At 59.2% G+C, this 22,603-nt stretch carries 24 protein-coding genes; 8 read left to right on the top strand and 16 right to left on the bottom strand.

All coding sequences use genetic code 11. From position 1 onward, the window contains the following. The 3 genes from KOL70_RS15850 to KOL70_RS15860 all read right to left on the bottom strand — a co-directional run bounded on the left by KOL70_RS15850 (nt 1) and on the right by KOL70_RS15860 (nt 3,157). Nucleotides 1-954, bottom strand: coding sequence for a phosphoglycerate dehydrogenase (locus KOL70_RS15850; protein WP_215480887.1), 954 nt, complete (start codon nt 952-954; stop codon nt 1-3). 152 nt (nt 955-1,106) lie between these two features. Further along, on the bottom strand, nt 1,107-1,991 hold the full coding sequence (locus tag KOL70_RS15855; RefSeq protein ID WP_127833687.1) for a dihydrodipicolinate synthase family protein: 885 nt from the start codon (nt 1,989-1,991) through the stop codon (nt 1,107-1,109). 11 nt (nt 1,992-2,002) lie between these two features. After that, complete coding sequence (locus KOL70_RS15860; RefSeq protein WP_215480889.1) at nt 2,003-3,157, bottom strand: iron-containing alcohol dehydrogenase; 1,155 nt, start codon at nt 3,155-3,157, stop codon at nt 2,003-2,005. 188 nt (nt 3,158-3,345) lie between these two features. Here KOL70_RS15860 and KOL70_RS15865 point away from each other — a divergent pair, with 188 nt between their 5' ends. The 3 genes from KOL70_RS15865 to KOL70_RS15875 are packed head-to-tail and all read left to right on the top strand — an operon-like array spanning nt 3,346 to nt 6,358. Next, nucleotides 3,346-4,617, top strand: a complete 1,272-nt coding sequence (locus tag KOL70_RS15865; RefSeq protein ID WP_021507529.1) for a four-carbon acid sugar kinase family protein — start codon at nt 3,346-3,348, stop codon at nt 4,615-4,617. Beyond that, the gene (locus KOL70_RS15870; protein WP_216864062.1) at nt 4,562-5,590 is read left to right on the top strand and encodes a D-threonate 4-phosphate dehydrogenase; all 1,029 of its coding nucleotides are present in this window, start codon (nt 4,562-4,564) and stop codon (nt 5,588-5,590) included. Before KOL70_RS15865 ends, KOL70_RS15870 begins: the two co-directional genes overlap by 56 nt. 6 nt (nt 5,591-5,596) lie before the next feature. Then, the gene (locus KOL70_RS15875) at nt 5,597-6,358 is read left to right on the top strand and encodes a DeoR/GlpR family DNA-binding transcription regulator (protein WP_022547144.1); all 762 of its coding nucleotides are present in this window, start codon (nt 5,597-5,599) and stop codon (nt 6,356-6,358) included. Between the two features lie 78 nt (nt 6,359-6,436). On the opposite strand, the gene speD is transcribed toward KOL70_RS15875, so the two are convergent. The 3 genes from speD to KOL70_RS15890 all read right to left on the bottom strand — a co-directional run bounded on the left by speD (nt 6,437) and on the right by KOL70_RS15890 (nt 8,577). Next, nucleotides 6,437-7,246: an adenosylmethionine decarboxylase gene (gene speD / locus KOL70_RS15880; protein WP_021507527.1), complete on the bottom strand. Its 810-nt coding sequence runs from the start codon at nt 7,244-7,246 to the stop codon at nt 6,437-6,439. Between the two features lie 19 nt (nt 7,247-7,265). After that, nucleotides 7,266-8,120 carry a polyamine aminopropyltransferase gene (speE, locus tag KOL70_RS15885; RefSeq protein WP_141496261.1) on the bottom strand — a complete coding sequence of 285 codons (855 nt, stop codon included), beginning with the start codon at nt 8,118-8,120 and terminating at the stop codon, nt 7,266-7,268. Between the two features lie 109 nt (nt 8,121-8,229). After that, nucleotides 8,230-8,577: a YacC family pilotin-like protein gene (locus tag KOL70_RS15890; protein ID WP_021507525.1), complete on the bottom strand. Its 348-nt coding sequence runs from the start codon at nt 8,575-8,577 to the stop codon at nt 8,230-8,232. A 177-nt stretch (nt 8,578-8,754) separates the two neighbouring features. On the opposite strand from KOL70_RS15890, the gene cueO reads away from it, so the two are divergent. Next, on the top strand, nt 8,755-10,368 hold the full coding sequence (gene cueO / locus KOL70_RS15895; RefSeq protein ID WP_141496262.1) for a multicopper oxidase CueO: 1,614 nt from the start codon (nt 8,755-8,757) through the stop codon (nt 10,366-10,368). Here the strand turns inward: cueO and KOL70_RS15900 are convergent. Further along, on the bottom strand, nt 10,355-11,650 hold the full coding sequence (locus tag KOL70_RS15900; RefSeq protein WP_215480891.1) for a cystathionine gamma-synthase family protein: 1,296 nt from the start codon (nt 11,648-11,650) through the stop codon (nt 10,355-10,357). The genes cueO and KOL70_RS15900 overlap by 14 nt on opposite strands. 154 nt (nt 11,651-11,804) lie before the next feature. Between KOL70_RS15900 and hpt the strand changes: the two genes are divergently transcribed. From hpt to KOL70_RS15920, 4 genes are all read left to right on the top strand, one after another. Next, the gene (hpt, locus tag KOL70_RS15905; RefSeq protein ID WP_021507522.1) at nt 11,805-12,341 is read left to right on the top strand and encodes a hypoxanthine phosphoribosyltransferase; all 537 of its coding nucleotides are present in this window, start codon (nt 11,805-11,807) and stop codon (nt 12,339-12,341) included. Between the two features lie 245 nt (nt 12,342-12,586). Further along, nucleotides 12,587-13,513, top strand: a complete 927-nt coding sequence (locus tag KOL70_RS15910; protein ID WP_021507521.1) for an ABC transporter ATP-binding protein — start codon at nt 12,587-12,589, stop codon at nt 13,511-13,513. Further along, nucleotides 13,510-14,280, top strand: coding sequence for an ABC transporter permease (locus tag KOL70_RS15915; protein ID WP_021507520.1), 771 nt, complete (start codon nt 13,510-13,512; stop codon nt 14,278-14,280). The genes KOL70_RS15910 and KOL70_RS15915 overlap by 4 nt, the downstream gene beginning before the upstream one ends. 151 nt (nt 14,281-14,431) lie before the next feature. After that, complete coding sequence (locus KOL70_RS15920; RefSeq protein ID WP_215480893.1) at nt 14,432-15,439, top strand: acyltransferase; 1,008 nt, start codon at nt 14,432-14,434, stop codon at nt 15,437-15,439. Between the two features lie 36 nt (nt 15,440-15,475). Here the strand turns inward: KOL70_RS15920 and panD are convergent, their stop codons facing one another. The 9 genes from panD to thpR all read right to left on the bottom strand — a co-directional run bounded on the left by panD (nt 15,476) and on the right by thpR (nt 22,582). After that, nucleotides 15,476-15,856, bottom strand: coding sequence for an aspartate 1-decarboxylase (gene panD / locus KOL70_RS15925; RefSeq protein WP_021507518.1), 381 nt, complete (start codon nt 15,854-15,856; stop codon nt 15,476-15,478). 85 nt (nt 15,857-15,941) lie between these two features. Continuing rightward, entirely contained in the window at nt 15,942-16,796 is an 855-nt protein-coding gene (gene panC, locus KOL70_RS15930; RefSeq protein WP_021507517.1) for a pantoate--beta-alanine ligase, read from the bottom strand. Between the two features lie 15 nt (nt 16,797-16,811). Then, nucleotides 16,812-17,606 (bottom strand): 3-methyl-2-oxobutanoate hydroxymethyltransferase, encoded by a 795-nt coding sequence (gene panB / locus KOL70_RS15935; protein ID WP_088516660.1) that lies wholly within the window; start codon nt 17,604-17,606, stop codon nt 16,812-16,814. An 82-nt stretch (nt 17,607-17,688) separates the two neighbouring features. Further along, nucleotides 17,689-18,174, bottom strand: coding sequence for a 2-amino-4-hydroxy-6-hydroxymethyldihydropteridine diphosphokinase (gene folK / locus KOL70_RS15940; RefSeq protein ID WP_058780459.1), 486 nt, complete (start codon nt 18,172-18,174; stop codon nt 17,689-17,691). Then, entirely contained in the window at nt 18,171-19,586 is a 1,416-nt protein-coding gene (pcnB, locus tag KOL70_RS15945; RefSeq protein WP_206099480.1) for a polynucleotide adenylyltransferase PcnB, read from the bottom strand. The genes folK and pcnB overlap by 4 nt, the downstream gene beginning before the upstream one ends. 38 nt (nt 19,587-19,624) lie before the next feature. Next, nucleotides 19,625-20,560, bottom strand: a complete 936-nt coding sequence (gene gluQRS, locus KOL70_RS15950) for a tRNA glutamyl-Q(34) synthetase GluQRS (protein WP_371824662.1) — start codon at nt 20,558-20,560, stop codon at nt 19,625-19,627. A gap of 70 nt (nt 20,561-20,630) precedes the next feature. Beyond that, complete coding sequence (dksA, locus tag KOL70_RS15955; RefSeq protein ID WP_021507512.1) at nt 20,631-21,086, bottom strand: RNA polymerase-binding protein DksA; 456 nt, start codon at nt 21,084-21,086, stop codon at nt 20,631-20,633. Between the two features lie 239 nt (nt 21,087-21,325). After that, a complete protein-coding gene (gene sfsA / locus KOL70_RS15960) occupies nt 21,326-22,042 on the bottom strand; it encodes a DNA/RNA nuclease SfsA (RefSeq protein ID WP_021507511.1) in 717 nt (238 codons plus the stop codon). After that, a complete protein-coding gene (gene thpR, locus KOL70_RS15965; RefSeq protein ID WP_215480895.1) occupies nt 22,043-22,582 on the bottom strand; it encodes an RNA 2',3'-cyclic phosphodiesterase in 540 nt (179 codons plus the stop codon). Nucleotides 22,583-22,603: the final 21 nt, after the last annotated feature.

Below are 22,603 nucleotides of genomic sequence, written 5' to 3' on the forward strand. Positions count from 1 at the left end.
TCAGGCCAGCCCGTTCATGATATTCATCGGGCGTTCGCCCTGTTTTATACACTGCACAATCTGCGTCACGCAGCGTTCACCAATGGCGCTGATGGCACCGTCGGTATAACCGGCAAGGTGCGCCGTGGGGATAAAGTTACTCAGGGTGAACAGCGGATGCTGCGCCAGCGGCTCCTGCACAAAGACATCCGCCGCCGCACCGGCAATCACGTTATCCTGCAATGCCTGGTAGAGATCCTGCTCATTCACCACGCCACCGCGTGACGCGTTGATGAGAAACGCGCTCTTCTTCATGCGCTTCAGGCGCGCGGCGTCGAACAGGTTTTGCGTCTGGTCGGTGAGCGGCATATGTAAGGTGATGAAGTCGCTGTGCTCCGTCAGCTGATCGAGGCTGACAAACGTCACGCCGTGTTCGGCGGCGAAGGCGTCATCGGGGTAAAAATCGAAGGCGAGGATGCGCATATTGAAGCCTTTAGCGCGCAGTGCCACCTGCTTACCGATATTGCCCAGGCCGATGATGCCGAGCGTTTTGCCGTAGACGTCGGTGGCAAAAATGCGCGGCCAGTGGCCGGCGCGGGTCTCTATTGCGGCGGTGGTGATCTGGCGCGCGCTATTGAGAATCAGCGCAAAGGCGAAATCGGCAACCGCGTGTTTGTTCGCGTCCGGCACGTTTGTCACGTAAATACCGCGCGCACGGGTTGCGTCGAGGTCGATGTTATCGACGCCTACGCCGTGCTTGCAGACAATTTTCAGCTGCGGTGCCAGCGACAGCAGCGCATCGTTGACCTCGGTGAAGGCCACGATCAGGGCGACGGTGTCGGCGAGATGCGGCGCCAGCGCGCTGAGCGGCGCGTCGGCGGGCAGCGTAATCAGCTCAAAGCCCTGCTGGCGCAGTGTGTCGATCGGCGCGGCGTCATAGCGGGCGAACGAAGGTGAAGTACAGATGACTTTCATAGCAAATGCGTCCCGGTGTTAATAACAGCAGCCATCGCTGCCTGAATCCGCCCCGCCAGCCTGATGGCGGCAGGGGGAGCGGCGCCTGTATTGCGAGATGAATCGCGCCGCTACCACAGCTGCGTGCGGTAAGTGCTTTGAATTTACTGGCTTTACTGCAAATACTGATTCACGATCTGGCGGATCTTCTGCTCTTCCTCCGCAGAGAAGCGCACCGCATAGCGGCTGTCGCCGACCTCATAGCCGAGCAGCGCCACGGCTTTTTTCACCGCCGCCGGGGAAAAACCAATGCTGTAGAGATCGGTACGCAGGCCGGTGACGTTCTCCTGAGCGGCGCGCGACCCGGCGATGTCGCCGGCATGGAAGCGCGCCCAGATGGCGTTAATCTCTTTCGGTGCCACGTTAGCCAGCCCGGAAATACAGGCGGAGCAGCCATCGACAAAGCCCTGATGAATCAGTGAATCCGGCCCGTTAAGCACGTTGAAATGCGCAATACCTGCCGCTGCCTGCAGAAAGCCGCTCAGGCTTTCGTAGCTGCCGGCACTGTCTTTGATGCCAATGATGTTGGGATGCGCTGCCAGCGTACGCACGGTTTCCGGCTGCAGCGTATTACCGGTGCGCGCCGGAATGTTGTAGAGAAACAGCGGGACGTCGAGGGCGTCGGCCACGGCGCGGTAGTGATCAATCAGCTCTTCCTGTTTAAGCGGGACAAAGTAAGGGGTGATCACCGAGACGGCATCCACGCCCAGCTTTGCCACCTGCCTGCCCAGCCGGATAGTCTCACGCGTCGAGATCTCGCCAATGTGCGCCACCACCGGTGCGCTGCCGTTTACTTCGTCGACGCAGGTCTCGGTCACCGCCAGCTTCTCCTGCTCGTTCAGCACGAAAAATTCCCCGTTGGTGCCGCCGCAAAAAATACCGTTACCGGCGCTCAGCTGACGCCGAATCTGTTCACGCTGCGCTGCAGGATTATAGGCTCCGTCGCGATCAAAAGTGGTGACGATGGCGGTCAGTACGCCCTGAATGGTGTTGCTCATGATTTCCCCGCTCATGCTGAGTGATTTAACGCCGGAAACAGCGTCAGGTAGACGTTGCGCACATCGTCGGCGCTGACTTTCATCGGTACATTCTTCATCAGGCGCTGCACGTCCAGCGCGGCTTCGACCAGATACGGCAGATGATCCGGCCCGATGCCCAGCGCTTCCAGGCTGGCCGGCAGTTTAAGGCGCTGCACCAGCGCGGCGAAATAGGCCACCAGCGCGTGCGATTTGGCCTCTTCATCCAGTGCGCTATCGGCATCCGGCAGCAGATCGTAGGCCTGCGCGAACTTGCTCACCGCCGCCGGACGCACAAACTGCATGCACGGCGCCAGCAGAATGGCGTTGGCCACGCCGTGCGGCAGATGATACTTGCCGCCCAGCGGATACGACATGGCGTGCACCAGGTGCGTCCCGGCATGGGCGATCGCCGCTCCGCCGTAGTAGGACGCCCACAACATATTCAGCCGTGCTTCCAGGTTGTCCGGTTCGGCAAGGGTCTTTTCGAGGCTGGCGAACAGCTTTTTCATGCCGATCAGCGCATAGTTATCACTCACCGGATTGGCCACGGTGGCGGTGAAGCACTCAATCAGGTGGCACAGCGCATCAATCCCGGTCGACGAGGCGATGTGCGCCGGCATGCTGGTGGTCAGTTCCGGAATCAGCGCCACGTAGTCCGGCAGCATCACCGGCGAAATAATACCGACCTTGGTCTCTCTCTCCGGAATGGCAAGGATGGCATTGGGCGTGGCTTCCGAGCCGGTGCCGGCCGTGGTCGGGATCAGTAAAGAAGCGGTACGCGTGTGCGGCTTCTCACCGGCCAGCAGCGCCGTCAGGGTTGGCGCATCGGCCACGCACAGCACGGACAGCAGCTTCGCCACATCCAGCACGCTGCCGCCACCAATGCCGATCACCAGATCGACGTCGCCGTGCGGCAGCGCCGCAACAATCGCCGCCACATCATGCTGGCTCGGTTCGGGCGGCACCGTATCAACCAGGCTCAGGCTGGCGATCTGCTGCTGCAGCCGGGCGATAAGCGCCTGCACCGCCGGAATACCCAGAATGTTTTTATCCGTGACCAGCAACGCCTTCTGCTTATCCTGCAGTAAATAGCTGAGATCGTTCAGAGCCTGATAGCCACTGATCACGGTGCTGTTGATATTCATGTCATGCCCTTATAACGGTTTTGCACATTATGATTAGGTTTGCTCAATACTGTGCGGGATGTATCCCTTTCTGAGGCTAAATTTATAGGCGATATCGATTTCAATTAATTTGATCTTGCTCACATATAATCAATCATGATTGAATATAATCAAATGCAGCACGACAAGGGGCCGTGACAGGAGAGATAATGACTTCATCGCCATGGAAAACGCCCGTTCTGGTGATTGCCGACGATTTTACCGGCGCCAATGACGCAGGCAGCGGTTTCGCGCTGGCCGGCGCGCGCGTCCACGTGCTGTTCAATAACCTGACACCCCCGGAGGCCGGCGCTGCGGATGTGCTGGTGATCAGCACCGATAGCCGCGCGGTCAGCGCAGCGGAAGCCGCCAGCCGCACGCATGCCGCCATGCAGCCGCATCAGCAGATAGCGCAACACGACTGGCTGTTTAAGAAGATTGACTCAACGCTGCGCGGCAATCCAGGCGCTGAGGTGGCGGCCGCGCTGCAGGTCAGCGCGAAACGGCTGGCGCTGGTGGTGCCGGCGGTGCCTAAGCTGGGCCGCATCACGCGCGGCGGGGAAGTGTGGATCCATCAACAGCGCCTGATCGACACCGAATTTGCCAGCGATCCTAAAACCCCGGTGACCAGCAGTAACGTGCTGACGCGCCTGCAGATGCAATGCGATCTGCCGGGCGAGCAGATCGATCTTGCCACGGTACGCAGTGGCACGCTGGCCGCACGGCTGGCGACCAGTCAGGGCCTGCTGGTACTGGACGCGGAACAGCAGGCGGATATCGACGCCATTATCGCGGCTGCCGCGACGCTGCCGGAACGTCCGCTGCTGGTCGGCGCGTCCGGGTTAAGCGATGCGCTGGGTGCGCATCTTGCTGCGCGACCCTCTCGCCCGGTGCTGGCGATAGTCGGTTCGATGAGCGCCATGGCGCAGCAGCAAATCGCCCGGCTCGCCAGCCAGCGTGACATCCGCTTGATTGATATTGATATTTGCCAGCTGTTTGCCACACCGGCATGGCCGCAGGCGGCAGCCTGGCAGCAGGCGATGGTCCAGGCGCTGCGCGAGGGCGTGCACTGTGTGGTGCGCACCACGCAACAGGCTGACCAGCGCCACGCGATTGCGCAGCTGTGTCAGCAGCAGCAGATTACGCGCCAGCAGCTCGGCGAGCGCATCTGCCAGTTTCTGGCGCAGCTGACGCGCGCCGTCTGCGCGCACATTCAGCCTGCCGGCCTGTTTCTTTCCGGCGGTGACGTGGCCATCGCAGTGGCGCAGGCGTTCGGGGCCAGCGGCTTTCAGATTCAGGGCCAGGTGGCGGGCTGTGTGCCGTACGGGGTTCTGCTTAACAGTGAATTACACCTGCCGGTGATGACCAAAGCGGGTGGCTTTGGTGATGAAAACACCCTGGCAGAAGCCATTCGTTTTATTGAGGAGAAGTCGAGTGAATAACACTATTGCGGTGACCATGGGCGATCCGGCGGGCATCAGCCCGGAAATCATCATTAAAGCGCTGGCGGAAGGGGAGCTGGCGGGCATTCCGGCGGTGGTGGTCGGCTGTGCCGCGACGCTGCGTCGGGTGCTGGCGCTGAACATTACGCCGCACGCCGAGCTGCGCGTGCTGGACAGCGTGCAGGATGCGCATTTCGCACCGGGCATCATTAACGTCATCGATGAGCCGCTGGCCGATCCTGATGCGCTGCAGCCGGGCAAGGTACAGAAGCAGGCTGGCGATCTGGCCTGGCGCTGCGTGAAGCGCGCCACCGAACTGGCGCTGGCGGGCGACGTGCAGGCGATTGCCACCGCCCCGCTGAACAAAGAGGCGCTGCACGCGGCGGGCCACCTTTATCCCGGCCATACCGAACTGCTGGCGCAGCTGACCCAGACCAAAAATTACGCCATGGTGCTGTATACCGACCATCTGAAAGTGATCCACGTGACCACGCACATCGCGCTGCGTAAGTTCCTCGACACGCTGAACGGCGAACGTATTCAGACGGTGATCGGCATGGCTGACCGCTTCCTGCGCCGCGTGGGCTATGACCAACCGCGCATCGCCGTCGCCGGGGTCAATCCGCACGCGGGCGAGAATGGCCTGTTTGGTGATGAAGAGATCACCACGGTGACGCCAGCGATCCAGGCAATGAAGCAGCAGGGCATTGATGTCTATGGGCCGTGCCCGCCGGATACGGTGTTTTTACAGTGCCAGCAGGGGCAGTACGATATGGTAGTGGCGATGTACCACGATCAGGGGCATATCCCGTTGAAACTGCTTGGTTTTTACGATGGCGTCAACATCACGGCGGGACTGCCGTTTATCCGCACTTCCGCCGACCACGGCACGGCATTTGATATCGCCTGGACAGGTAAAGCGAACTCTGCGAGCATGGCGATCTCGATTAAACTCGCGATGCAGCTTGCATAGGGAAATATGAAGGGACAAAGCCGTCTCGACCAGATTATGGACTATCTCAAAAGTCATAATCTGGTCACTGTTGAACAGCTGGTGAGCGCCATTTCTGCTTCGCCAGCCACCATTCGCCGCGATCTGATTAAGCTGGACAAGGAAGGGGTGATTAGCCGCAGCCACGGCGGCGTCACGCTGAACCGCTTTATCCCGACGCAGCCGACCACGCTGGAGAAGATGCAGCGTAACCTGGCGGAGAAGCAGGCCATCGCGCAGTTCGCCGCCAGCTATGTGCAGTCCGGCGATGCGGTGGTGCTGGATGCCGGCACCACCATGCTGGAACTGGCACGACAGCTGACCCATTTGCAGCTGCGGGTGATCACCGCCGATCTGCACATCGCGCTGTTTCTGTCGGAGTTTAAACAGATTGAGACCACCATCATCGGCGGCCGCATCGACGACTCCAGCCAGTCGTGCATTGGTGAGCACGGCCGGCGCCTGCTGCGCAGCATCAATCCGGACATTGCGTTTGTCAGCTGTAACTCATGGAGTATTGAGCGCGGTATTACCACGCCGACCGAAGACAAAGCCGGGCTGAAGATGGATCTGCTGGCCAACGCGCGCCGGCGCATTCTGCTGGCCGACAGCAGTAAATATGGCTCATGGTCGCTGTACTGCGCGGCACCGATTGATAGCCTGACCGATGTGGTGACAGATTCCCGCCTTGATGAAGCGGTATGCCGTGATTTGCGCGAGCGCGGCATTGGCCTGCAGCTGACCGCGTAAATGTGCTGCCCGCATCAGCGGGTGAATGACGTGCGCTGCGCTACCGCGGCGCAGCCTTCACCCACTGCTGGCGCTGAGTTATAACAACTTCAATCCCGTCGCCGGAATATTGCGTCCGTAGTAAATCTCACGCATCTCCTTCCACAGCAGATTGGTAATGCGCTTGTGCTCCTGCGGGCTCAGCTCTTCAGGTTTGGTGTTGAACAGGTAATACTTCAGATCAAATTCTTTCAGCAACATCTTGGTATGAAAGATGTTTTCCTGATAAACGTTAACGTCCACCATGTCGTACATCGCTTTCATATCCTCGGACATGAAGTTCTGAATGGAATTGATCTCATGGTCGATGAAATGCTTCACGCCATTGACGTCGCGGGTGAAGCCGCGCACGCGGTAATCCACGGTCACGATATCCGACTCCAACTGGTGGATCAGATAATTCAGCGCCTTCAGGGGCGAAATCACGCCGCAGGTCGAGACTTCAATGTCGGCGCGGAAGGTACATAAACCGCCTTCCGGGTGACTCTCCGGATAGGTGTGCACGCAGATGTGACTCTTGTCGAGGTGCGCGACCACCGAACTGGGCAGCGGGCCGGGATGCTCGGAATTATCGATATCCTGCGGATTGATCGGCTCTTCGCTGACCAGAATCGTCACGCTGGCACCCTGCGGCTCATAATCCTGGCGCGCGATATTCAGCACGTTAGCACCGATGATTGAGCAGGTCTCGGTGAGGATTTCCGTCAGGCGGTTGGCGTTATATTGCTCATCAATATAGGCAATATAGCCATCACGTTCGGCTTCGCTATTGGCATAGCAAATGTCGTAGATACAAAAACTCAGGCTTTTGGTCAGATTATTGAAGCCATGTAGTTTTAGCTTTTGCAATTGGGTTCACCTCCTGAGGTCAGCTGAGTGCGTTTAAAAGATATTGCGGCAGGGCAAAGCTGCCGATGTGCAGCTGGGGTGTGTAGTAACGGCAGGGCAGTCCGGCTGCGGCAAAACGTGACTGCAGCGTCGCAAGGTCCGGCTGGCGCAGCGCCGGATTATCGCTCGCCCAGGCGAAGGTCATGATGCCGCCGTAGTAAGTCGGAATCGCCGCCTGATAAAAGCTGACGTCAGCGAAATAGTGGCTGAGTTTGCGGTGGCTGTTGACCGCTTCATCCTGCTGCAGGAAGCAGACGCCGTTCTGCGCGACAAACACGCCACCGGGATTGAGTGCCTGTTTGCAGCCGGCATAAAACGCCGAGGTGAACAGACTCTCGCCGGGACCGATTGGATCGGTACAGTCGGAGATGATCACATCAAACCGTTCCTGCGTCTGGCTGACGAAGTTAACGCCATCGTCGATCACCAGCTGCAGACGCGGATCGTCGTAAGCGCCGGCGCTGTGGTTAGGCAGATAGGTTTGACAGAAATTCACCACGCCGGCATCAATTTCCACCATGGTGATGTGCTCAACGCTTTGATGCCGGGCGACCTCACGCAGCATCGCGCCGTCACCGCCGCCGATAATCAATACGCGCCGGGCGTTGCCGTGCGCCAGAATCGGCACGTGCGTCATCATTTCGTGATAGATAAACTCATCGCGCTCGGTGGTTTGCACCACGCCGTCCAGCGCCATCACGCGGCCAAACGCGGCGTTCTCAAAGATCACCAGATCCTGATGCGCGGTTTTATCGCGGTATAGCAGATTGTCTACGCTGAAATATTGGCCAAAGCCGCTATGCAGCGTCTCATGCCAGGTCTCTTTGTCGGCCATGCCGGAGCGCTCCTTATGCTGTTAACGCGCAATAATGCCAGAAAAAAGCATAACGAATTATGACCGTGCTTGCACGGTCAGGGCGTTAACAGCAGCGCAGGGCGGAGGATTATTTCACGTAGGCAAGCAGGCTGAGGGAATCGCGCGCCAGCGACTTACACTTTTTGTCGTTGGTGATGGCGATACCGCTCAAATCTTTGTAGCTCTCTTCACCGAGGGATTTCATGTTGTAAGCGCTGTAATTGCTCAGATCCCAGCGGTTTTGCTGGGCAAAAAACACCAGTGCTTTACGAATCTGCGCGTCGGGCAGATCCTGATAGCCGCAATCATTTTTCAGATAGACAAACACCGCGGTGAGGTCAGCCAGATCTTCTGCTTCGGATTCGCTCAGGGCAAAACTGGTGGAGGAGAAGCCAAGGAGTCCCGCCAGCAGCAGGATCTTGATGCTTTTCGTCATAATCGTTCTCAACAAGGGACAATTTAATGACGTTAACACAGTTATTGCCGGGATTCCGCTAAATTTGGCTAAATGGGCCACTGGCGCGTTTTTTATCCCGGCGGGCGCTTTCATCGCTTGACCCTCCCGCAGGGGAAAGGTTTACGCTGTGCCCCTATTCACGATAAGGATATGAATATGCAACGTCGTCATTTTCTCAAGCTGACTGCCGCCCTCAGTGCAGCCGGCGCGCTGCCCTTCTGGAGCCGCTCGCTGATGGCCGCTACGCGCCCGCTGTTGCCCATCCCGTCGCTGCTGGAGCCCGATGCACACGGCCAGTACACGCTGACCGCCATGACCGGCAGCAGCCAGTGGAACGGCAAATCCGTCCCAACCTGGGGTTACAACGGTAGCCTGCTCGGCCCGGCGCTGCGCCTGCAGCGTGAGAAAAGCGTCACCGTCAATATTCATAATCGCCTGCCGGAAGCCACCACGCTGCACTGGCACGGGCTGGAAATTCCCGGCGCGGTGGATGGCGGTCCGCAGGCGCTGATTGCGCCCGGCGCCACGCGTCAGGTGAGTTTTACCCCCGATCAACCGGCGGCGACCTGCTGGTTCCATCCGCATCAGCACGGCAAAACCGGCTATCAGGTGGCGCAGGGGCTGGCGGGGCTGGTACTGCTGGAAGATGAGGCGTCCGGCAAGCTGCGGCTGCCGATGCAGTGGGGCGAAGATGATGTGCCGCTGATTTTCCAGGATAAGCAGCTCACTCAGGACGGCACGCGTATCGATTATCAGCTGGATATCATGCGCGCCGCCGTGGGCTGGTTTGGCGATTTGATGCTGACCAATGGCGTGCCGTATCCGCAGCACGCGGTGCCGCGCGGCTGGCTGCGGCTACGCCTGCTCAACGGCTGCAATGCGCGTTCGCTGCACATCGCCGCCAGCGATAAACGTCCGCTGTACGTGGTGGCGAGCGACGGTGGCCTGCTGGCTGAACCGGTGAAGGTGGAGAGCCTGCCGCTGCTGCCGGGCGAGCGCTTTGAAGTGCTGGTGGATACTTCAGACGGCAAAACCTTCGATATCGTAACGCTGCCGGTCACGCAGATGGGCATGACGCTGGCGCCGTTCGATCAGCCGCTGCCGCTGGTGCAGATTCTGCCGCTGCGCGTGATGGCCAGCGGTACGCTGCCGGACCAGCTGGTGGATGTGCCGCCGCTGCCGGCAACGGAAGGGCTGCAGAGCCGCTGGCTGCAGCTGATGATGGATCCGCAGCTGGATCAGCAGGGCATGCAGGCGCTGCAGCAGCGCTACGGTGCCAAAGCGATGGGCAGCCAGCACGGCGCGGGCAAAGCGATGGATCACGGCAGCATGAACATGGACCATGGCGCGATGGATCATGGCAACATGGATCACGGCGATATGGCGATGGATCAGGGTAACCACGCCAGCAGCGCCGCATATGATTTCCACAACGGCAACAAAATCAACGGCCAGGCCTTTAACATGGAAAAGCCCATGTTTGCCGTGCCGCTGGGCAAGTATGAAAAATGGACCATCTCCGGCGAAGGCGACGCCATGCTGCATCCGTTCCATATTCACGGCACGCAGTTCCGCATTCTCTCCGAGAACGGCAAGCCGCCTGCGGCGCATCGCGCCGGCTGGAAAGACATGGTCAGCGTCAACGGCTGGCGCAGTGAAGTGCTGGTGCGCTTCAACTACGTCGCCGATACTGAAAATGCCTATATGGCGCACTGCCATCTGCTGGAGCATGAAGATACCGGCATGATGCTGGGCTTTACGGTGAGCTGACGGTCGCTTCCAGCGCCAGGCGAATATCTTCAATCAAATCATCAGCATGTTCGATGCCGATCGACAGGCGCACCGTCGCGTCGGTGATGCCGATGCGCTCCCGCACCTCCTGCGGCACGCCGGAATGGGTGGTGCTGGCGGGATGGCTGGCGAGCGACTCGGTGCCGCCGAGGCTCACCGCCAGTTTGAACAGTGCCAGCGCGTTGAGAAAGCGGAATGCCGCAGCCTGGCCGCCCTCGATATCAAAGGAGAAGGTGGAACCGGCACCGCTGCACTGGCGCTGCCAGGTTTCTCCTGCCGGACTGCTGGCGTCGAGATAGGGCAACCAGTGCAGTTTCGCCACCTGCGCGTGATCGCGTAAAAATGCCGCGACCTTTTCCGCATTGCTGGCGGCTTTCTCCATGCGCAGCGACAGCGTTTCCAGCGAGCGGCCAATCATCCAGCTGGAGTGCGGATCGAGCTGGGTGCCAATCGCGCTGCGCAGCGAACGCACCTTGTTAATTAACGCCCGGCTGCCCAGCGCGGCGCCGGCAATCAAATCGGAATGACCGCCGACATATTTGGTCAGCGAGTAGAGCGAGATATCCGCGCCGTGCTGCAGCGGACGCTGAAACAGCGGGCCGAGCAGGGTGTTGTCGCAGGCGAGAATCGGCCGGGAGCCCTGCTGCTGGGTGATCACCTCTGCCACCTGACGCATCAGTTGGATATCTACCAGACTGTTGGTGGGGTTGGCCGGCGTTTCAATCAGAATCATCGCGACGCGCCCGCGCTGCCACGCCAGCTTCGCGGCCTCATACACTTTATCTTCGTCGGTGCCGTCGCTGAACCCCACCGCTTTGATCTCCAGATCGTGCAGCGTTTTGCTCAGCAGCGTTTCGGTGCCGCCGTACAGCGGCTGCGAGTGCAGGATCACTTCGCCGGGACGGGCAAAGGTCAGCAGCGTGGTGGCAATCGCCGACATGCCGGAAGAGAACAGCGCGGCGCTTTCGGCACCTTCATAAATGGCCAGCCGATCTTCGACGATCTCGCTGTTAGGATGGTTGAAGCGGGAATAGACCAGCCCACCGCTTTTGCCCGCCGGCGGTTGCTGGCGACCGGCAACGAAATCGAAAAATTCTTTGCCCTCTTCGGCGCTGTTAAACACAAAGGTTGACGTCAGAAACACCGGCGGCTTCACCGCACCTTCTGACAGGCGCGGATCGTAACCGTAGTTAAGCATCTGCGTTTCCGGATGCAGTTCACGCGTGCCGATCTGCGTTTTTTTACCTGATGAAGCGGCCATAGGGATCTCCAGAGAGAGCGGGCAGGATGCTTACAGTTAACGCCAGCGCAATAAATTTCGCCACGATAACGTTTGCGTTCTGTGCGCGGCGTTAGCCTGTGCGTCGACTATGATAGAATGCGCGGCTTTCTGAAAACCTTCTTAGGCGAATGCAATGAAACACACCGTCGACGTGATGATCTCTGAGCAGGAGATCGCAACCCGTATTGCCGAACTGGGCAAGCAGATCAGCGAGCACTACCGCAACAGCGGCAGCGAAATGGTGCTGGTCGGCCTGCTGCGCGGCTCCTTCATGTTTATGGCAGACCTGTGCCGCGCCATTGATGTCGCGCACGAAGTCGACTTCATGACCGCCTCCAGCTACGGCAGCGGCATGTCCTCCACGCGCGACGTGAAAATCCTCAAAGATCTCGATGAAGACATTCGCGGCAAAGATGTGCTGATCGTCGAAGACATCATCGACTCCGGTAACACCCTGAGCAAAGTGCGTGAAATTCTGCAGCTGCGTGAGCCAAAATCGCTGGCGATCTGCACGCTGCTGGATAAGCCGGAGCGTCGTGAAGTTGAGGTGCCGGTCGAGTTTGTCGGCTTTACCATTCCGGATGAGTTCGTGGTCGGCTTCGGTATCGACTACGCACAGCGCTATCGTCATTTGCCGTATATCGGCAAAGTTACGCTGCTGGACGAATAACCGCACAATCTTCCAAGGCTGATTCCCTCCGCCTGCGATAAGATGCGCAGCCCGTAACTCAATGACTTACGGGCTCGGCACGCGTTTTCCTGCGGCACGCAGAGTGGTAGAGTGTGGTGGGTTATCACTCTGCGCAATTCCTTTGATTTCACAACCGTTATCGCTGAATAACCCCGCACGCTCGACGCGAGCGCACTATCATTTCATATGGCTATGATGTCACTACAACAGGGTACGGACTCGCAATGACTTATGCACTGGAACTTTCCGGGCTGACCAAGACCTATCCCGGCGGCGTACAGGCGCTGAAAGGCCTCGATCTCAACGTGGAAGCAGGCGACTTTTATGCCTTACTGGGCCCTAACGGTGCCGGTAAGTCCACCACCATTGGCATTATCAGCTCGCTGGTGAACAAATCCAGCGGCAGCGTGCGCGTGTTTGGCTACGACCTGCAGAAAGATGTGGTCAACGCCAAGCGGCAGCTTGGGCTGGTGCCACAGGAATTCAACTTTAACCCGTTTGAAACCGTAATGCAGATTGTGGTTAATCAGGCCGGTTATTACGGCGTGGAACGCGCCGAAGCGAACAAGCGCGCGGAAAAATACCTTAATCAGCTCGACCTGTGGGGCAAGCGTAACGAACGGGCGCGCATGTTGTCCGGCGGGATGAAGCGCCGGCTGATGATTGCCCGGGCGCTGATGCATGAACCGAAACTGCTGATTCTTGATGAGCCGACGGCTGGCGTGGATATCGAACTGCGCCGCTCGATGTGGGTGTTCCTGAAAGAGCTGAACGCCAAAGGCACCACCATCATCCTGACCACCCACTATCTGGAAGAGGCGGAAATGCTGTGCCGTAACATCGGCATCATCCAGAGCGGCGAGCTGGTGGAGAACACCTCAATGAAAGGGCTGCTGTCCAAGCTGCAGTCGGAAACCTTTATCCTCGACCTGGCGCCGCGCAGCCCGCTGCCGCAGCTGGAGGGCTTCCAGTATCGTCTGGTTGATACCTCAACGCTGGAAGTGGAAGTGATGCGTGAACAGGGGCTGAATAGCGTATTCAGCCAGCTGAGCGCGCAGGGCGTGCAGGTGCTCAGCATGCGCAATAAAGCGAATCGTCTGGAAGAGCTGTTCGTCAGCCTGACGCAGGGAAAAACAGGAGTAACCGCATGACGCATCTGTACTGGGTTGCGCTCAAGAGTATCTGGAGCAAAGAGATCAACCGTTTTGCCCGCATCTGGATTCAGACGCTGGTGCCGCCGGTGATCACCATGACGCTGTACTTCATTATCTTTGGCAATCTGATCGGCTCACGCATCGGCGATATGCACGGCTTCAGCTACATGCAGTTTATCGTGCCGGGCCTGATTATGATGGCGGTGATCACCAACGCTTACGCCAACGTCGCCTCGTCATTCTTCAGCGCCAAGTTCCAGCGCAACATTGAAGAGCTGCTGGTGGCGCCGGTGCCGACGCACATCATTATCGCCGGTTATGTCGGCGGCGGCGTAGCGCGCGGCGTGTGCGTGGGCGTGCTGGTGACGGCGGTGTCGCTGTTTTTCGTGCCGTTCCACGTATTCTCGTGGCCGATGGTGGCGATCACGCTGCTGCTGACGGCGATTCTGTTCTCGCTGGCGGGCCTGCTGAATGCGGTGTTTGCGCGCACCTTTGACGATATCAGCCTGATCCCGACCTTCGTGCTGACGCCGTTAACTTACCTCGGTGGCGTATTCTACTCGCTGGCGCTGCTGCCGCCGTTCTGGCAGGCGGTGTCGAAGCTCAATCCGGTGGTGTACATGATCAGCGGGTTCCGCTATGGCTTCCTTGGCATCAACGATGTTCCGCTGGTGTTGACGCTGTCAGTGCTGGTGGCGTTTATCGTGGTGTTTTACGTGCTGGTGTATGCGCTGATTCAGCGCGGACGCGGCTTGCGCACCTGAGGCGCAGGTCCGAATAAGAAGCCGCTGCCGGCGTCGTCCGGCGGCGGCTTTTTTTTACCCACTCTTCGCAATTCCAGACGCGTCTTGTGCTTTCAGTCTGTGGCTTTCCCCATAGTGGCCGCTGACCAAAAAAGCAGCGGGGAAGCGAAGAGTGAATCGGGTATCATGGATTGATAATTTACGCGGCATGAGTATTCTGGCGGTGATTTTTTTGCACTGTATGATTGCAGTGAACCAGCAGGCCGGGCACTTCACTGCCTTTAACGAGCTGGTGAATCAGCTGCTGGCGCCGGTGCGTATGGGGCTGATGTGCTTCGTCTCCGGACTGTTCGTCGCCAGCGGTTTACGCCACGGGCAGGCGCGCTATCTGCGAAACAAAGTCAGCAGCATTCTCTATCCGTTTGCCGTCTGGGCGCTGATCTACGGCGGGCTGAAGTGGACCTTCAGCGCGATGGCCAATCACCCACAGTCGCCGCTGGCCATCGCGCTCGGCCATCTGAGCGGCGGCGATATCACCTGGTTTCTGCACTCGCTGTTTCTGTTCTTTGTGCTGATTATCCCGGCGCGCCGCCTGCCTGCGGCGCTGGTGCTGACATTGTGCGTTGCCGGTGCGGTGCTGCTGCCGCCGGTGCCGCCTGACTCGCTGTTTGCCAGTTTCGACAACCTGCATCTGAACAAGTCGCTGGTGCTGTTTGCCTTCTTCTACAGCGCCGACTGGCTGGTGCGCCAGGATATTGATATTGCCGCGTTCGCGCAGCGTCGTACGCCGCTGCTGCTGTCGCTGATCGCCTTTATGTTGCTTGCGGTGTTCAGCCTGTGGGGCGGGCTGCGTCAGCATTCGCCGTGGCTGCTGCCGCTGGCGCTGCCCTCAATCCCGCTGTTCGTTGCGCTGGCCTGTCGTATCAATCTGCGGGCGATTAACTACGTTGGCCGCCATTCGATTGTGTTTTATCTGTCGCACTATCTGGCGATTCAGGTGTGCAGTAAATTGCTGCGCCACGACGGCCACTCTGCGTGGCTGGCTGACCTGCATTTTGTGCTGGCGTTCAGCGTCGCGCTGGCGTTGCCAACGGCGCTGTGCGTACTGCGGGCAAAAGGATGGTTTGACTGGTTGTTTACGCTGAAGCGCAAAGGGCAGCCGCAGCTGGCGGGCGTATAAGGGAAAGGCGCGCTGTCAGTACAGCGCGCGGGATGATCAGGCCACCTGCACCGGCAGCGCTTTAGCGATACGTTTCATCTCGTTATCGCCGTCGAAGTAGGCCACTTTGGGCTGCCAGCTGCGCGCTACTTCATCTTCCACCTGCACATAAGAACAGATGATCAGCAGATCGCCCTGACAGGCACAGCGCGCGGCTGCACCGTTGACCGAAATGATTTTCGAGCCACGCTCGGCGGCAATGGCATAGGTAGAGAAGCGCTGGCCGTTGGTGACGTTATAGATGTCGATGGCTTCGTATTGCAGAATGCCGGAGGCATCAAGAAAATCCTGATCGATGGCGCAGGAGCCTTCATAATGCAAATCCGCCTGCGTCACTTTTACGCGGTGCAGTTTGCCTTGTAATACGGTACGAATCATAGCGTGATACCTTTGTTATACCCGTGCGCGGCCGGTTTCCACCGCGCAGTGTGTAGCGGGTACATGCTGCCCATAAACGACGGCGTTAAACCGTCAGATCCACTTGCTGATTATCAATCAAACGCGCATTGCCAAGCCAGGCGGCCATCAGAATCACTGCGCGCTGGCTGTCGACCGTCAGCGGCTGCAGCGTATCGGCATCGCAGATGGCCAGGCCGTCCGGGCGCAGGCCCTGATCGCGCAGCGTCTGTTCGGCGTGCTCAATAATCTCATCCACGTGCCGCTCGCCGTTGCTGAGGCGCTGCGCCATGCTGTTCATCACCTGGCTGAGCACCGGCGCCAGCTTGCGTTCATCGGCAGTAAGATAGCCGTTACGTGAGCTGAGCGCGAGACCGTCTTTGGCGCGCACCGTCGGCACGCCAACGATGTCAATGTCAAAGCCCATGTCCGCCACCATCTTGCGGATGATCGCCAGCTGCTGAAAATCCTTCTCGCCAAAACAGGCGATATCCGGCTGTACCAGATTAAACAGCTTACTGACGATGGTCGCCACGCCGCGGAAATGACCGGGACGGCTGGCGCCCTCCAGCAGCGAGGAGAGGCCCGGGACTTCAACAAACGTCTGGCTGTCGAGACCCTGCGGATAGACATCGGCCGGCGCCGGGGCAAAGACCAGGTCGACGCTGTGGCGATTGAGTTTTTCACAATCGTCCTGCAGCGTGCGCGGATAGCGCGCCAGGTCGTCGGCGCGATCAAACTGCATCGGGTTAACGAAGATCGATACCACCACGATATCTGCGCGCTGGCGTGCTTCATCCACCAGCGTCAGATGCCCCTCATGCAGGTTGCCCATAGTGGGCACCAGCGCGATGCGTTTACCTGCCTGGCGCCAGCGTCGAATCTCACGGCGCAGCAGCGGCAGCGTTTCAATGATCAGCACTGCAAATCTCCTGATTTACTGGAAACTGTGTTCGGCAGCAGGGTAGGTGCCTGCCTCAACGTCGGCCATATACTGGCGAATTGCCGCACGAATGTCGCCGGTTTCCGCAAGGAAATTTTTGGCAAATTTTGGAATGTGGCCGCCGGTAATACCAAACGCGTCGTGCATCACCAGAATCTGGCCGTCGGTGACGTTACCGGCACCGATGCCGATCACCGGTACCGACAACGCTTTTGTGACGCGCTCAGCCAGCGCGACCGGCACGCATTCCAGCACCAGCAGCTGCATACCGGCCGCTTCCAGCGCCAGCGCATCCGCCAGCAGGCGCTCGGCTGCCGCTTCATCGCGCCCCTGCACCTTGTAGCCACCGAAGATATTAACCGACTGCGGTGTCAATCCCAGATGACCACACACCGGCACGGCGCGTTCGGTCAGCATGCGCACGGTCTCTGCCAGCCAGGCGCCGCCTTCCAGTTTTACCAGGTTGGCACCGGCGCGCATCAGCTGCGCGGCACTGTCAAAGGTTTGCTGCGGCGTGGCGTAACTCATAAATGGCAGGTCGGCCATCACCAGCGCGTTAGGCGCACCGCGCCGCACGGCGGCGGTGTGATAAGCAATATCGTCGACCGTCACCGGCAGCGTGGAATCATGGCCCTGCACGGTCATGCCGAGCGAATCGCCAATCAGCAGCAGCGGAATGCCCTGGTCGGCAAACAGGCGCGCGAAGCTGAAATCGTAGGCGGTCAGCGTGGCGAACTTGCGGCCGCTGGCTTTCAGCTGGCGTAAGTGAGAGAGGGTGGTGGGTTTCATCGCAATCTCCAGCATTTTCTGATGCGCGCAGTGTACTGGATTGATTGCAAAGGCGATACGACGGGCGTGCGATTCTGCCGCGTCAGGCGGACCACAAGCGAATGCTGCTGCGGTCCAGCGTCGCCAGAATGCCGGCCAGCGGCTGGCCGTTCGGCAGGCGCAGCGTCGGCGCGATTTCCAGCAGTGGCACCAGCATGAAGGCGCGGTTGTGCATATCGTAGTGCGGCACCGTCAGGCGCGGCGTGTGGATCACTGCATTGCCGAACAGCATGATATCGAGGTCCAGCGTGCGCGGTCCCCAGCGTTCAGCTTTGCGCACCCGGCCATGCTCCAGCTCAATGCGCTGGGTGTGATCGAGCAGCGTTTCCGCGGCCAGTGTGGTCTCCAGTGCCACCACGGCGTTGAGGTAATCCGGCTGATCCGGCGGGCCGTACGGTGGCGTGCGATAAAACGCGGAGGTGGCTACGCGGTGGGTATCGGGAATGGCATCCAGCGCGGCCAGCGCTGCATCAACCTGATGCAGCGGATCGGCGAGATTACTGCCTAAGGCGAGATAGACCCGCGTCATGACGCGCTGTGGTTGCTGTCGCGGCGCGGGCCAGCTGGACGACGGCGCGGACGGCGTGGTTTACGGCGCGGAGCCGGATCGTCACCCAGGGTGTTGAGCATGGTCTTCTGCTGTGTCGGCACCGCCGACTGGAACTCGCCCCACCACTGGCTGAGGCGCAGCAGCTCGGCGTTGTTCTCGACTTCTGCGCGCAGCGCCAGCAGGTCGTAGGCGGCACGGAATTTAGGATGCTCCATCAGCTTCCATGCGCGCTTACCGTGACGGCGCGACATGCGCAGCTGCAGCTGCCAGATATCGCGAATCAGCGTGGTGATACGTTTCGGAATCGCCAGCGCACGGCAGGCTTCATCCAGCGTTTCGTTCATGGACAGCGCAAAGGCGTCGAAATAGGTCAGGCCGCTCTCCTGCGCAATCTGCTCGGCTGACTCCAGCTGCGGATACCAGAACATCGCCGCAAACAGGAACGCCGGATTCACGCGCATATCGTTGTGCAGGCGGGTATCGGTGTTTTTCAGCACCTGGGCCAGCATGCGCTCCATCGGGCTGTCGCCCTGTTCGGTGAAGTTGCGCGCCAGCGTCGGGAACAGCGGCTGGAACAGCTGGTATTCACGCATCATCAGATAGGTGCGATAACCGTAACCGGCCTGCAGCAGCTTCAGCGACTCTTCAAACAGGCGCGCCGGCGGAATGTCATTCAGCAGCGTGGCGAGGCGGGGAATCGGCTCGGCGGTTTCCGCCGCAATGCTCATGTCCAGCTTGGCGGCGAAGCGCACCACGCGCAGCATACGCACCGGATCTTCGCGGTAGCGCGTTTCCGGATCGCCAATCATGCGGATGATGCCTTCCTGCAGATCCTGCAGGCCACCGACGTAATCGCGCACGGTGAAATCAGCCACGCTGTAATAGAGGCTGTTGATGGTTAAATCGCGGCGCTGCGCATCATCTTCAATGTTGCCAAAAATGTTGTCGCGCAGCAGCATGCCGTTCTGACCGCGCTGCGAACCGTTGCGATCGTCGACGCTCTCTTCCTGATGGTGGCCGCGGAACGTGGCGACTTCGATCACTTCCGGACCGAACATCACATGCGCCAGACGGAAGCGACGCCCGACCAGGCGGCAGTTGCGGAATAGCTTACGCATCTGCTCCGGCGTGGCGTTGGTGGTCACGTCAAAGTCCTTCGGCTTTTTACCCAGCAGCAAATCGCGCACGCCGCCGCCAACCAGATAGGCTTCGTATCCGGCTTTGTTCAGGCGATACAGCACTTTGAGAGCGTTTTCGCTGATATCTTTGCGTGAGATATTGTGGCTTTCCCGGGGGATAACGGTCATCAGACTTACGGTTTCCACCTCTTCAGGGGCCTCCTCATCACGCTTGAGGACTCTCCGGCAAAAATTAGCGACTCGGGTAAAAATGGGACACCTCGACAGTGAGAAAATGGGTGTGAATAAAATCAGCGGCTAATCATAGCCTGTTGCGAACCATTTAGGAATGGCGTTGTCGCCTCATCCGGTTGTTGCGCATCATGCCGCGGAATCGATGCGCTATCCCAGTGTGTAACCGCATGGTCCAGCAACGCCTCCAGCCCATGGTCCTGCCAGCCTGGCAAAACCGACTGCCCCAGAAAGCTCAGCGCCTGCACCAGCACCGGTCGCGGATCGCCGTCCGGTAAGGCTGGCGCGTGGTTCTGCTTCGACAATTTATTACCGTCCGGGTTAATTGCCAGCGGCAGATGCAGATAAGCCGGCACCGGCCAGCCAAACTGCTGATACAGCGCAATCTGGCGCACCGTTGGCTCAATCAAATCCGCACCGCGCACAATCTCCGTCACGCCCTGAAAATGGTCATCGACCACCACCGCAAGGTTATAGGCGAACAGTCCGTCACGACGGTGAATAATAAAGTCTTCCTGCGCCAGACGCGGCTCCGCCTGCAGATGGCCGCGCAGGCGATCGTCAAAACCGTACACCGGCGCATGCTGACGCAGCCGCAGCGCGGCGCCGTCCGGCGGCAAATGTAAATCGCGGCAGTGACCGTCGTAAAAGCCGCCCAGCTGCTGAATGCGGCTGCGCGGGCAGGTACAAAAGTAGCTTTGACGGTGTTCGCGCAGCCAGCTCAGCGCCGCGCGATAGGCCTCGTGGCGCTGCGACTGCCACAGCACGTCGCCGTCCCAGTGCAGCCCATAATGCGTCAGCTGACGCAGGATGCGCGTTGCGGCACCGGCGACTTCACGCGGCGGATCAATATCTTCAATGCGCACCAGCCAGCGGCCCTGCTGCGCGCGCGCGCTCAGGTAGCTGCCTAATGCGGCTATCAGCGAACCGAAATGAAGATCACCGGAAGGAGAGGGGGCGAAACGCCCGATGCAGGGAAGCGTGGCGGACATCATGCTGTGGTACACCGCACGGCGGGAAAACAGTGGTTTTCCCGGCTGTGCGGCGACAGTCTGTTAACGGCCATTAGCCTGCCATCTGCTTCTCGCGGATTTCTGCCAGCGTTTTGCAGTCAATGCAGAGATCGGCGGTCGGACGCGCTTCGAGACGGCGGATACCAATTTCGACCCCACAGGATTCGCAGTAGCCAAAGTCGTCGTCTTCCACTTTCTTGAGCGTTTTCTCAATCTTTTTAATGAGTTTGCGCTCACGATCGCGGTTACGCAGCTCCAGGCTGAACTCCTCTTCCTGGGCGGCACGGTCAACCGGATCCGGGAAGTTGGCAGCTTCGTCCTGCATATGCGACACAGTACGGTCTACTTCATCCCTGAGTTGGTTGCGCCAGGCTTCCAGAATCTTGCGGAAATGGCTCAGCTGGGCGTCATTCATATACTCTTCGCCCGGTTTCTCCTGATACGGCTCCACCCCAGCGATGGCGAGGATACTCAGGGACGATGTTTTACGGTTTTGCCCTTCTTGCATGTTGTTTCTCCTGGATAACACGCACTACCCGTTCTGTTTCAGATTGCGAAAGCCTTTGCCTGCAACCCGACGCATGCGGGGCATATCGATTCCCATCAGGGAAAAAAACAGGCCGCTATAAATAGCAGAAGCAATCAAGGTTGGCAATTATTCATGAACGCACCTTGACAAGCCTGTGAGGAACAGCGTATTTAGCGCACCGCTCAGAACATTCTTATCACAGCAAATAACGTTAAATATTACAACTGTGCGTTAATCGTTACCGTTAACGGCCGGGTAAGTAACATTTCTGCCGGTGAAATCTGAGCCTGATACGCCAACACTTCCACACCGCAGCGCTGCGCCTGTACCAGTAGTTCTGCGTATTGCGCATCGATATGGTGCGCCGGGGAAACGTCCTCAATCCCCGTGTGCAGAACAGCAAACAACAAAACGGCCCGGTGGCCTTCTGCCGCGATAGTGCTTAATTCGCGCAGATGTTTCTGTCCACGAGCCGTCACCGCATCCGGAAAATAGCCTTTACCATTTTGTAAAAGGGTGACGGACTTGACTTCAATATAGCAGTTGGCTTTGCCCTCCGCTTGCAACAGGAAGTCAATTCGGCTTTTTTCCGTGCCGTATTTCACCTCAGCCTGGCAGTGGCTATAAGCGGATAATTCCGGAATTGCATCGCGCAGCAGCGCCTCGCGCACCAGTTGGTTGGCGCGCAGGGTGTTGACGCAAATCCAGTGGCCCTGCGCGGTTTGCGTTATTTCCCAGCTATGCGGATATTTGCGCGTCGCGCTGGCCGAGGTGGAGTACCACACCGTGTCGCCTGGCGTGGCGCAGCCGGTCATCGCACCGGTATTGGCGCAGTGCAGGGTAAAGGTGTCACCTTCAGGCGTAATGACATCGGCTAAAAAACGTTTATAGCGGGTGATTAAGCGGGCTGATTGTAACGGCGGATCGAACTGCATTTATGCTCCTGCGGCAGATAACAGCGGCCAGCGCGCCAGCCGGCGATAGCGCGTGCGTCCCTGCGTGAAACTGGACGCAAACAGCGCGAAATGACTCACCTCAACGCGCCAGTGAAAACCGCGCGGCGGCAGCGCCACGGCCTGCGCCGCGTGGCGCAGCAGGGTGATGTGGGGATGGAACGGCTGCGTACTCTGCGCACAACCATGGCGCGCGGCCTGGGCGCGCAGCAGGTTGGCCAGCTGCAGTAAACCGCGCGGCGCGCGCTGGCAGCCAAGCCACACCACGCCGGGACGCGGCCAGTGACCGGCGTCATCGAGATCCAGCGTAAAGCCCGGCTGGCGGATGCGTGCCGCCAGCTGCTGCAGCTGCTCCGCCGTTTCCGTGCTGACCTCACCGAGAAACGCCAGCGTCAGGTGCAGATTCGCCGACGCCACCGGTTTACCCGCGTCTGCGGCGAAGCAATCGGCCCGCCATTGCACCAGTTGTTGCTGGAGGGCATCAGGCAATTCGAGGGCAAAAAACAGTCGTTGCGTGGCCATGCTGAACTCCGGTAATTGGCG

The sequence above is a fragment of the Pantoea sp. B270 genome (genome assembly GCF_018726825.1).
Classification (GTDB): Bacteria; Pseudomonadota; Gammaproteobacteria; order Enterobacterales; family Enterobacteriaceae; genus Pantoea; species Pantoea dispersa.